The 13,046-nt window shown below is 36.6% G+C and carries 8 protein-coding genes; 1 reads left to right on the forward strand and 7 read right to left on the reverse strand.

All coding sequences use genetic code 11. The features are described from left to right. Positions 1-7 precede the first annotated feature (7 nt). The 3 genes from FC32_RS00190 to FC32_RS00200 all read right to left on the reverse strand — a co-directional run bounded on the left by FC32_RS00190 (position 8) and on the right by FC32_RS00200 (position 4,054). Positions 8-940, reverse strand: a complete 933-nt coding sequence (locus FC32_RS00190; RefSeq protein WP_025087182.1) for a glycosyltransferase family 2 protein — start codon at positions 938-940, stop codon at positions 8-10. An 84-nt stretch (positions 941-1,024) separates the two neighbouring features. Beyond that, a complete protein-coding gene (locus FC32_RS00195) occupies positions 1,025-2,779 on the reverse strand; it encodes a glycosyltransferase family protein (protein WP_025087183.1) in 1,755 nt (584 codons plus the stop codon). Between the two features lie 222 nt (positions 2,780-3,001). Next, complete coding sequence (locus FC32_RS00200) at positions 3,002-4,054, reverse strand: acyltransferase family protein (RefSeq protein ID WP_056957175.1); 1,053 nt, start codon at positions 4,052-4,054, stop codon at positions 3,002-3,004. A gap of 471 nt (positions 4,055-4,525) precedes the next feature. Between FC32_RS00200 and FC32_RS00205 the strand changes: the two genes are divergently transcribed. Further along, positions 4,526-5,908, forward strand: coding sequence for an amino acid permease (locus FC32_RS00205; RefSeq protein WP_035459795.1), 1,383 nt, complete (start codon positions 4,526-4,528; stop codon positions 5,906-5,908). 60 nt (positions 5,909-5,968) lie between these two features. On the opposite strand, the gene FC32_RS00210 is transcribed toward FC32_RS00205, so the two are convergent. The 4 genes from FC32_RS00210 to FC32_RS00225 form a co-directional block, all read right to left on the reverse strand. After that, complete coding sequence (locus tag FC32_RS00210) at positions 5,969-8,551, reverse strand: LTA synthase family protein (protein ID WP_235722507.1); 2,583 nt, start codon at positions 8,549-8,551, stop codon at positions 5,969-5,971. 664 nt (positions 8,552-9,215) lie between these two features. Continuing rightward, positions 9,216-11,180, reverse strand: a complete 1,965-nt coding sequence (locus FC32_RS00215; protein ID WP_025087185.1) for a PTS fructose transporter subunit IIABC — start codon at positions 11,178-11,180, stop codon at positions 9,216-9,218. Positions 11,181-11,213: 33 nt separating this feature from the next. Further along, positions 11,214-12,128, reverse strand: coding sequence for a 1-phosphofructokinase (gene pfkB, locus FC32_RS00220; protein WP_025087186.1), 915 nt, complete (start codon positions 12,126-12,128; stop codon positions 11,214-11,216). Beyond that, the gene (locus FC32_RS00225) at positions 12,125-12,880 is read right to left on the reverse strand and encodes a DeoR/GlpR family DNA-binding transcription regulator (protein ID WP_025087187.1); all 756 of its coding nucleotides are present in this window, start codon (positions 12,878-12,880) and stop codon (positions 12,125-12,127) included. The genes pfkB and FC32_RS00225 overlap by 4 nt, the downstream gene beginning before the upstream one ends. Positions 12,881-13,046 lie beyond the last annotated feature (166 nt).

A 13,046-nucleotide genomic window follows, 5' to 3' on the forward strand; every position in this document is an offset into this window, starting at 1 on the left:
TTATCCCCTATTTCTTTTCTTTAATAATATAAACCGGTCGTTGCTTAACTTCAGTAAATATCTTACCAATATATTTACCAACGATTCCTAAGCAGAAGAGCTGAATCCCACCAATAAAAAGCATGATACAAATCGTAGAAGCCCAACCACTAGTTGGATCTCCTTGAATCAAGTAGCGTGCAATAATAAATAGAATTCCTAAACCTGAGACCAACGAAGAGATAAAACCAATAAAAGCGGCAATATCTAATGGAAACTGGGAGAAATTAACGATTCCATCAATGGAATAGCGAAAAAGACTCCAGAAATTCCAACTTGTCTTGCCAGCAACTCGTTCTTGGTTTTCATAATTTAAATACTTAGTCTTAAAGCCGACCCAACTAAAAATTCCCTTGGAAAAACGATTGTATTCACTCATGGAGAGGATCGCATCGGTCATTTGTCGAGTCATTAAGCGAAAGTCACGAGCACCATCCACAATTTCCGTATCCGAAATCTGATTGATCAATTTATAAAACATTCGTGAGAAAAATGAACGAATTGGCGGCTCACCGGCACGGTCGATCCGTCTTGTACCCACACAATCATAGTCAGTTGTTTCAACGATTTTTAACATTTCGGGTAACATATCTGGCGGGTCTTGAAGATCAACATCCATCACCGTCACGTAATCCCCCGTTGCTTCTCTAAGGCCACAATAAAGCGCAGCTTCTTTCCCAAAATTACGTGAAAAAGATACGTAATGCACATGTTCAGGATCCTCAGCTTGTAGTTTTTGCATTTCTTTTAGTGTATTATCTGTTGAGCCGTCATTAATAAAGCAATATTCCAACTCTACATCATTTAATTGCGGCTTTATCTTCTCAACGGCTTTATAAAATAACGGCACAGATTCTTCTTCAAAATAACAAGGCACAATAATCGATAATTTTTTCAATATTTATGGTGAGAAATATTGGTTTCTCACGCGGCCTCCTCTCTAAAAACATTTATTATTCATTATAATATTCAATGTAAACAAATTCTAGCTAACCGTTCCTTCTCTGCAATAAAGTTTAACTTTTCTAAGTACCCATACTAGAAAAATACTTATCCAGCCTAACAATGATACGCCAAAAAGAACATAAAACAGTGAGCTCATCTGATATTGAACTTTAATTTGATGCGTTCCTTTCTTTACATTTATCTTAATAGTTCCACGATCACTAGTTTTAAAAGATACTTTTTTATTATCAACATAAACCACATCGCTTGCATAGCTAACTACTGGTAAATCAATAGTAGTTGCCCTTGTAACTTTTATGTTAAATAATAACGCATTAGGCAAAGATATCGCTTGTAGCTGTTCAGTTTGATTTCCAACCTTAGCTTCGTGTGAAATAATACTCTTTGCTCCTTGGTTACTTAAAATATCATTATTACTAAAAGATTCCTTAGGATAATAGTCTGTTTCCCCATATAAAATAACATAACTAAATAACGACTGATAATTTTCTTTATCTATAATTCCTCCACTAGGCACTGAAGCGTAATAATCATGTACATTTTGCAACTTAGCTTGCGGATTTTGATTCCAAATTCGCTCAAGTACCGGAGTCACTGCACTACAATATAAACAAAATGATAGTAGTAGCATTGCCATTGCCAACAATATTTCATGGTATTTATATAAATTACTGCTTAGCTTTACAACTATTTCCGATACTACGATTGCTAAGAAAAATGAAGCGTAGGTCAAAAAGCGATATGGAAATTGAATAACTTGTAACGCTGGAAAAATATTGTACTTCCATAAAATAACATAAGGAAAGATATTAGTTACCGCTAATAAGAAAAAAATCCCTAAAATGTAGAATATTTTTTCTTGCGTCTTTGATTTTACAAAATACCAACCGATAAGTGCAGCCACTAGTAAAGCTAACCCCACACCCTTATTACTTGCAACATTTTTTAAAGATGCATCAAAAACTACTGAAGCACTCCTTATCCAAGTAAAGCCAGGTGTTGGACCACCTAATTCATCCTTTAAATAATCGCTAATAAAAGGATATACTACCCATGATCCTAATAACGTAGCTAACCCAATACTCTTTAATAGTGCAAACCACCTTGCTTGTTCTAAACGTTTTCCTAAAATAAGGGTGATAATAAATATTATTACCATTATACCTACCGCAATAACAACACTTAACAAATGGCTATAAAGTAATAAAATACAGCCTACCGCTAAAAATGGCCATTTTTTAGAATTTCCCCAAACAACTTCATAAAAACCGTACATTGCTATGGGAACAAATGTATATGCAATAAATTCGCCAAGAACGTAATTCTTAATTCCTAAATATAAATGATAACTACCAACTGTATAAAATAATGCAAATACAAAACCACGTAGGCGATTTTGTGAAAACTTAACCATAACATAGTACGAAATGACCAATGTTAAAAACATAAATACGCCATACCAAATATAAAAAGCCGTTATTGGATTAAATAAAAAGCGTAAAAATGCCCATGGATATATAAAAACTGCGGGATAGAAAAGAAAAGTTCCTACGCCACTACCATGGAAGGTATGTGTTGCGATAAAGGTGAAAAAACTACCTGACTTTAAATTTTGATATAATTCTTCTGCCCTAGAAAAATGAAAACTTCCATCGGAAGCTAAAGCGATTCGTCCACTTGATATAAAAAAACTAGTAAACAGTACACTAAGGATTATAAATGCTACTAGTACCCCAAAATCAGTGAACCACTTTTTTTGTTTAATTTCTTTCATTTTTATAACTAATCCTCTCACAATTCTATGTAACACCCAGATGTATGTATTAACTTTAACCTAAAATATGTCTATCATCATATTTATCTCTATCGATGTTTCTTACCTATTATCGGTTTTATTTTATCTTTTAGCAAGCTACAGTATCTCACAAAATTTACTAAAATAAAAAATATCGTTTTTATTTGCATTTTTCACAAAATAAAAACGATAGAATAATTATTATGCTTGTCTAAAAAATGGATACTTTCGATTAAGATAAAAAGATCTGAGATATGGAATTTTAGGAATCACAATTATCCCTATCACAGTAACCACTAGACGATACAATATTTCCAAACTAACTGCAAGCATTACGTTACCTGTGCTCTGTAAAACACTTCCATAAACTTTTCCAGCAAGGCTTAAACCACTAAGATCTAATAAATGGATACATAAAACAATCAAAGACATTTGACCAAAGTATTCAACATATTTGAAATTAAACGCAAATTTTGTAATCTCAGCTGCTAAAAACATCAGCACAAAACTACCACCGATACCGCCTAAAACGGCAAGTAACGGAACATTTGCATACGCAATGTTTAGATAGAAGAACCCACTCTGAGCTGATATTCCCCAAAGTAAAAGCCCTAAAATAAAATAAAACCAGCCTCTCTTTTCAACCATGGCAAAATATTTTATTTCATACCCTGCTAAATAAAAAGCTTGACTAGCCAAGGCAGCATTCAAAGACCATGGTAAAATGATACCTTCAGCACTTAAAGCAAAGCCTAACACTGTCAATAATATTATTCCAACATAACGAATAGCTAGATGTTGCTTGGTATAGCTCATTAATGCATTAAAAATAATATTTCCTAAAAACATTGCTAGTAAGAACCAAATAGCCCCAATAGCATTAATTGTAATTGCTTTATTCAAAAAAAACGAAATTGTTGTCCCACTGCCGTATAAGGCACTGATTGCTAAATCATGTAAATTAACATTGTTTATTATATTTGGGAAAAAAACTGCTAAGCGTGTCCCTAGCATTAAAAGAACAACTGTTGCTAAATATGGCAGTAATAAGTTTCGTGCTCCGTTTTTGATTACTTGTCCCATTGATTTTTCTCTAAATAAATACCCTGATAAAATAAAAAATACTGGGACATGTACTGCAAAGATCAATCTCGCAATCCAACTATATGTATATGCTTCTAAGGTATGTCCCATAACAATCATGAACATCCCCACAGCTCGAACTAGATCGATCCACTCGATTCTTTTTTTCACACTACCCACTCCATTATATTTTTGACCGTAATAGTTTCACGTGAAACCATTACACGCTAAATTATATATAACCTATTTAAGCACTTATTGCAATCTTTAAAATTTTTATTAAAAAATAAACAAATTAAGCTTAATTTCTCATTCATAGAAACTACTATTTTTTTATTTTACTTACTTTCTTTTGGCTTAAAATATTATTTGACCTTGCACAATAAAAGATTTAATGGTATTCTAACTTTATAAATTCTCACGGAGGTTGTCACAATGAAAACAGCTATTATCATTTCTATTGAAGCTACTACAACCACCACCTCAACCACTACTATTTAAGCTGGTTGGGGCTATTTGAGAACAATAACAAATGTCAATTAATAAAGCTAACTGACCAGTACAATATCACTTAACATTAAGTTATCAAGATATCTCTGGCAGTTAGCTTTTTTGCATTAGACAGGAAAAGGAGAATTTTTTATGAGCAAGGATAAGCAAGAGCAGCCGAAAAATCATTTAAACCGCTCGCTCACATCAGGTCAAATGGAAATGATCGCCCTCGGGGGCACGATCGGGGTCGGACTTTTTATGGGGTCAACTTCCACCATCAAATGGACTGGGCCTTCCGTTTTACTCGCCTACGCCTTTGTCGGAATTGTTTTATACACTGTCATGCGCGCCTTGGGGGAAATGATTTACATCAAACCTGGGACTGGATCTTTTGCTGACTATGCGACCGATTATATCCACCCTCTTGCTGGTTACCTTACAAAATGGAGCAACATTTTCCAATATATTGTAGTTGGGATCAGTGAAGTTATTGCCGTGACGCAGTATTTAAATTACTGGTGGCCTAATCTCCCTGATTGGGTCTCTGGCCTAGTTGTCGTGATCACCTTGACCTTAGCTAACTTGGCCTCGGCTAAAGCTTACGGGACTTTAGAATTTTACTTTGCTTTGATCAAAGTTGTCACGATCATCTTAATGATCATTGTCGGTTTAATGGTTATCTTCCTTGGTTTTGGTAATAACTGGCAACCACTTGGCTTATCTAATCTCTGGTCTCACGGTGGCTTTTTCCCTGGTGGTTTTAAAGGCTTTATGTTCTCCTTATCGATCATCGTCGGTTCTTATCAAGGGATCGAATTGTTAGGGATCACAGCTGGGGAAGCGGCGAACCCAAAACATGCAATCGTAGCAGCCGTTAAATCGATCGTATGGCGGATCTTGATCTTCTATATTGGAGCAATTTTTGTAATCGTCACAATTTACCCTTGGAATCAACTTGCTTCACTTGGTTCTCCATTCGTTGAAACATTCTCCAAAGTCGGTATTACTGGTGCTGCTGGAATCATTAACTTTGTTGTCTTAACAGCTGCCATGTCAGGGGCTAACTCAGGGATCTATAGTTCCAGTCGGATGCTCTTTAAGCTTTCGATCGACCATGAAGCTCCTACGATCTTTAGCAAGCTTTCAAAACACGTTGTTCCTAACGTTGCGATCTTAACGATTTCTGGTGGGATCTTACTTGGTTTTATCTTAAACACACTTTTAACTGCCTTTAGCAAGAGTACAGCTAATCTTTTCGTGGTAGTTTATAGCTCTAGTGTTTTACCAGGAATGGTGCCATGGTTTGTGATCTTGATCTCGGAATTACGCTTCCGTCGTCAAAATAAACATGAATTACAAGGACATCCGTTTACAATGCCGCTCTATCCTTTCTCAAACTACTTTGCGATCATCTCGTTGATCGTGATCACGATCTTTATGTTTATCAATCCTGATACTCGTGTTTCCGTTTCGGTCGGGGCGATCTTCTTGATTTTATTGAGCGTAATCTTCTTTGTAAAAAACAAAAAATAGAAAATAGACCTAAAAAAGACCATCTGACTCGTCATATAAGCCAGATGGTCTTTCTATCTTTTACTGTAACATTTTCATGAAATTAGTATTCTTTACATAATGCTTTCCAGCGGTAATATCGTATTGAATGATTTTCAAATCTTCTAAAACCTCTTTTTGTTCTTTAGTCAACTGTTTGGAAGAAATCAGTTTTCCTTCACTGTTAACATAGTCAACTTTACGTTCAGTGCTACTTGAAGACTCTCCACCTAAAAATTCAGCTGGCGTAGTTTGATATATCTTGGTCAATAAAGCATAGTATGGTGAAACTTTAGAATTTGTTTGTTCAGCTACCATTGCGGGAAATTCACTTGGTGAAACGTAACTTGAATTGGTCAATTTATTCGTAGCACCATGTTTACGAGCATACTTATTAGAATAAATAAAATAATCAGTTTCATGCAAGTTCAGTGAATCCTTATTCATATCATTAGAATAAATTCCCGGAAGGTGATCTCCATAAAAGACAATCGTAATTGGCTTATTTATCTTATCGATCTTAGCGATAAATTCGGCTACGTACTTATCAGTATAATTAATTCCAATCGTAAAGTTATTGATCATTTTAGCCACATAATCATCTAAACCAACTGCCTTTTTGACGCTGATTTTAGCATTACTTGCATACGTATCTTGATCATAAGGCATATGATTTTGCATCGTAACTAAATTAATAAATTGACCAGATTTTTTATTACTGTTGATCATATCTAACGTATTAGCATAAGCCGTACGATCGGAATAATAAGGACTGTTTTGAATCTTCTCTTTATGTTTAAGCGGTGTTTTACTGCCATCATAAATGAAATCATCAAAACCAAACTTCTTATATACTTCTGTTCTACTATAGAAAGTGCCAACATACGGATGAATCGCAACTGAACTTGGAAAATAATTAGCAATCGAAGGTGAGTAAGTTGAACTTGAAACAAGTTGCGTGTACGGAATACTTAGCGTTGGCGAGAAGTTTCCTAAACTAAAGCCAGTTAAAGTCATATATTCAATATTAGCTGTCCCACCACCATATCCTGGGCTGATCATATAGCCTGAAGTAGTCTTTTTCATTAAGCTGTTGATATACGGAATCGGGTCAGATTTAAGCTTGGTTCCAGTTACATGGTTCGGGTCACTAAAACTTTCGCTTAAATTAAAAATAATCGTTTGTTCACTTAAATTATTAGTGCGTGTTTGATTGATTTCCTTAGCTAATGCCGTATATTTTGCAACAATTTCTTCAACTTTTGCTTTGGAGTAGTTAGACGGTTCTTTCATAATAACTACATCCAAATTATTCATAAATTGTAATGTTGGACCATTAAGTTGAGCTGCGTATAATTGATTGTAAAATGCTGGATCATTTCCCAAAGTTTGCATTGGTTTTTTCAAAGGAAAAGCGTCGTGATTCCAATAAAAGCTACTTCCAACTACTACACAAGGGATTACTAAGTAAAATAAACGTCTCTTCCAAGACAACTTGGCAATCGGCTTTTTTAAATTCAACCAGATAATCAAGCCAACCAACACAACTAACACAATAACTGCGACTATCAAGATCCAATGAGGAACCATGCTTAATAAATTAGTATACGCACCAACCATAACAACTTCAGAAGGTAAAATTGGTTCGTTTCGACTAGCAATTTTTAAATGCGTTGCAATCACCCAAATTAAAATCAAAAAATCACTCGTCAAAAATGAAAACCAAAAATTATTTGTTAAAGCTCGTAAAATCCAATATAAGCAAGCAAGTAACAATGCATTTACTACTATTAGCTGTGGACGTTGTAAGATGCAATAAATAAAAGCGTTATATGACTTATTACCTTCAATCGTATTGGCAACACGCCAATCAACATTTGTAGCCACAAATGATAAATATGATAAAAATAGTAAAGTTCCCCCTACCAATAATGCAACTTTATGGTTAGTTCCCCATTTCTTTAAGGATAAAACTAGCTGCTTAGGATGAATTTTTAATAGTTTCCTTGGGATAAATTTAACATCTAAAGCTTTAGCATGCTTAAATACAGGTAATAGATACAATAGGTATGTAACAAAAAATATAATCCCTGGTAAACTAACCGCTTGAAACGCTTCTAGATAACGCGTCCCCCATGCCGACTTATCATTCAACTCATTTAATGCTTCACTAATAGTTGGAAAAGATGCGACCATGACCACACCTAAAAAGCTCAACAAAAATTGTGTTTTTATCTTCATCTTCGCTAATTTAGGATTGCTGACCAATAGTCTAACTAAAGCCAAACTAGGTAAAATAATCACAGCATTTGCAGCACTAGTTAAACGATAAGCAGTTGTTAAACTTCCATGACTTGCCTGTGAAATCGAAGGCATTAAACCTAGAGCAAGAATAGCAAGTATTCCTAAAATAGTAAATTCACACCATGCTCTTTTTTTAGTAACATTAGTCGTTAGTGTAGCTCCTAAAATAAAAAGAACCCATGCATAACTAATCGTTGCTCCACTATCATAATAAAAAATATCTTTATCAAAAATACTTGGTACAACAATTGCAATCACAATAAATGCATAATAACTTATTTTTGAACGTTCAAATAATTTTTGAAAGGGTTCAACTGTCAACCACCCAAAAATAATCCCCGTTATTAAAGGGTAGGCATTACGCAACATGGGGAAAAATGCATTGTATAATACACTTATTTCAATTGAATCTTTGATAAAATATAAACTTAATACTATTACCCATCCAAAAATAAATAAATAGCTCCAAAGTTGGGCGCCACCAAGTTTTTTATGCCGAGCTAATAGGTAGCCAAATAAGAGTAATAATACATTTATTCCAGTTAAGGTGGCTCCATGAATAATGTTTGCAAGTGCTAATTTTAAGTTCGCTGTCTCACTTGATAATATCGCAGGCTCTTTTTGCCAATAAAAGCTATTCAAAAGAGTAAGCATCATAAAAAAATAACTTACTCCAATCAAATACAGCTTTATTCCAAAGCTCTCACTTTTCTCTTTCAATTTCTAGCCTTCTTCCTGTTAAAGAAATTTTGAAATAGTAATTTTGACCTAATAAATTTAAGGTCTATTTAATTATATTAATTGCGCTTTGAATCAAATTATACTATAAAAAAGCTATATACTATGTTACATTTTAACTTCTTTTTATTACCAAACTTCATAAAATATCTCTGCTACAATATAATTTCCCTGGTTATATTCGCAATTTTCCCACAAAAAAGCAGCCTCCCCACACTGGAGAGGCTGCTTTATTATTTATATTTAATTATTCACCTTTGTATTCTTTTTTCCAGAATCCTAAGATCACACCAGCGATGATCGAACCGATCACAACGGCTGCAATGTAACCAAATGGGTTAGTTGCTAAAGGTGTTACCCAGAAACCACCGTGTGGCGCTGGAACAGATACGTGCCAAAGCCCAACTAAAGCACCACCGATCGCAGAACCGATCACACATGATGGGATCACACGACCAGGATCAGCTGTTGCAAATGGAATTGCACCTTCTGTGATAAATGAGAACCCTAAGACCCAGTTAGAAACACCAGCACGACGTTCTTGTTCTGGGAACTTGTTAGGGAAGAATGCGGTAGCGATCGCTGTTGCAAATGGTGGGATCATCCCGCCGACCATAACAGCTGCCATCAAGGTTGCAGCGACAACAGACTTAGGATCGTTCGCAAATGCACCTGAAGCAAAGACATAAGCCGCCTTGTTGAATGGGCCACCCATATCGACTGCCATCATTCCGGCCAACACAAGGGTCAAAACCACTAAGTTACCTGTACCCAAGTGGTTCAAGAAGTTTGTGATCCAAATGTTGATCGTGGAGAAAATCGGGTTGATGATGTAGTACATGATCAAAGCGATGAACAGGAGCCCTAAAATTGGGTAGATCAACATTGGCTTCATCCCTTCGACACTCTTAGGTAAGTGAGCGCAAAGTTTCTTTAAGCCGACCATCAAGTAACCAGCGATGAAACCAGCTGCCATCCCACCTAAGAAACCAGCAGCGGATTTAGCATCAGACATTACGTTAGCTGTATAAGCGCCCCCAAATGAACCGCTATACACTGTTGCCATGAAACCACCAACAAAACCAGGCATCAAGGCTGGACGATCACCGATAGCTTCGGCAATGTAAGCAGCTAACACAGGAACCATGAAGGCAAATGCCATATTACCAGCATTATTTAAGAAAATAAATGCTTGTGAATTAGAACCGCCCATATATTGTTCCACTAAGAAGGAAAGGGCCATTAAGATCCCACCACCGATAACGAATGGTAACATGTGGGAGATCCCGTTCATTAATTGCTTATAGATGTCGCCCCAAACAGAGCCACTTGATTCTTGACCTTCGTCGGCAGAATCGCTTGCACTTGCATGGTAAACTGGAGCCTTACCATCTAAAACTTCATCGATCAAAGCTTCTGGGTCTTTGATCGCATTTGTAACTGGTTTATTGACCAAGTTTTTACCATCAAAACGTGCCATTTCGACCTTTTTATCGGCAGCCACAATAACACCTTTAGCACGTTTGATTTCTTCTGGTGTTAAACGGTGCTTGATACCTTCAGAACCGTTTGTTTCAACTTTGATATCAACGCCCATCTTTTCGGCTTGTTTTTTCAAGTTTTCTTCCGCCATGTAAGTGTGAGCGATCCCATTAGGACAAGCTGTAACTGCAACGATGTAAGGACGAGATTCGTCAATTGGTTGGTTTGCTTGTGCCTTTTCTTTTTCTTCTTGTGCCTTGTTTTCAGCTGCTTTTTTAGCCACGGCTTGAGCAAAGATGTCTTGCACTTTTTCAGGTGTATCGGCAGCCTTCAAAGCTTTCACTACATCTGGATTCATCAACACTTGGGAAAGAGCAGCTAAAGCTTGTAAGTGGGTGTTATCCCCACCTTCTGGCGCAGCGATCATAAAGAATAAGTGCGCTGGTTGGCCGTCCATTGAGTTATAGTCAACCCCATCAACACTGCGCGCAAACATTACAGCTGGTTTCTTGACCGCAGCATCATGTGCGTGAGGGATCGCGATCCCATCACCCATCCCAGTTGAGCCTTCTGCTTCACGTTTTAAAATATCTTTGCGGTACATGTCTTCGTCGTCAATGATGCCATGTTCGTAGAAGTTGTGTACCATTTCATTGATAACTTCATTTTTAGTAGTTGCATCAAGATCCATGATCATGATGTCAGTCATCAATAAATCGCGAATATCCATGATTACACTTCCTTTTCTATTCTATCCTTTTTCTTATTTATATTCTTCAATTTCGATCATTGGTAAGATCTCATCAATTTTAGCTTTATCAGCTAGATCTTCTGAGAAAGCTGTGGCTGAACCACAAGCTAAACCATAGCGGAAAGCTTCAAGTGGATCTTTTGTTTTGGCAAAAGTCCCCGTAAAGCCACCAATCATGGAATCACCAGCACCAACGGAGTTTACCACCGTACCTTTAGGCGCATATGAACGGTAAGCTTTGTCGTTTGTGATCATCAAACCACCATCACCGGCCATTGAAATCAACACGTGTTGGGCACCCATATCTAATAATTTCTTACCATATTTAACGATATCGTCCATGCTATTTAATTCGACACCAAACAATTCAGCTAATTCGTGGTTGTTAGGTTTCACAACTAATGGTTTTTCTGGCAAAGTCTTAAGCAAACTTTCACCTGTAGTATCGATCACAAATTGAGCACCTTTTTGGCGAATGATCTTGATCAAATCAAAGTAGAAATCATCACTTAAGCTCGGAACTAAACTACCAGCAAAGATCACGACATCATCTGCCGTTAATTTTTCAAATTGTGCGGTAAAACTTTCGATTTCAGCGAGAGATAATTTAGGTCCACGCCCATTGATCTCAGTTTCAACTTGAGCTTTGATCTTTACATTGATCCGCGTATCATCTTTGATTTTAGTAAAGTTTGTCTTTAAGCCTGTCTTTTCAAGCTCTTGTTTGACAAATTCACCGGTAAAACCACCAAGAAAACCTAACGCAGTATTATCTAAGCCAAGTTCTTTTAAAATGCGGGAAACATTGATCCCTTTACCACCTGGCAATTTATTATCATAGTCCATCCGATTGACTTCACCTAAGTTCAATTGTTCTAATTGAACGATATAGTCGATCGAAGGATTAACAGTCACAGTATAAATCATTTTGCTTCCTCCTGAATTGTCGTTTGTCGACGGTAACGCGTACTTACTTGCGTTTTTAGACTGCTGGTAATGATCGTGGCTTCAGCGAGACGAGCGATCTTCACAAAAGAAACAGCGTCAAATTTGCTAGGGTCGGCTAAAACATAAGTTGCTTCGCTTTGTTCCAACGCCACCTTTTTAATGGCAGCTTCATTTGGATCTGGGGTCGTAAACCCATACTTTTGATGAATGCCATTGGTTCCTAAAAAGGCTTTGTTAAAGCGCAACTCTTGCAGTTCTTTGACCGCTTTGACTCCAATGATCGCCTTAGTCGTTGCTTTCAACTCGCCTCCGATCAAAATCGTTTTGATCCTTTGATCGGCCAACCGTGAAGCATGCAAGACACCATTAGTTACGACCGTTAATTGTTCTTTACCCTTTAAATACGGGATCATGGCTAAAGTTGTTGTTCCCGCATCTAAATAGATCACATCATCATTTGCGACTAAAGCGGCTGCTGCTTTAGCGATTATTTCTTTTTCAGTAACATTTTTAGCAGCCTTACCACTCATATCAAGTTCACGTTGCAACGAGTGTTTGACCTTGGCGCCACCATGTACCCGAACTAACAAGCCACGTTCTTCCAATAATTGAAGATCACGTCTAGCCGATGATTCTGAACAATCAGTCTGTTCACAGATCTCTTGGAGTTTTACGACACTATTCTCTTTTAATAACTGGATGATCAGTTGTTGCCTCTCTTCTGCAAGCACTTTCATTACACCTCCTAAATTATATTATCATCTACCTTTGAAAAAATCAATCAAAAATTGTCAAAAAACGTCAAAAATAGCCAAACATTTCACGCGAATTCAGTCATTTTTAGTTATCCAGACCTTTAAAATGCAGTAAAAACACCAAAACCGTGACCGATTTTGG

The sequence above is a fragment of the Ligilactobacillus apodemi DSM 16634 = JCM 16172 genome (genome assembly GCF_001434405.1).
Classification (GTDB): domain Bacteria; phylum Bacillota; class Bacilli; order Lactobacillales; family Lactobacillaceae; genus Ligilactobacillus; species Ligilactobacillus apodemi.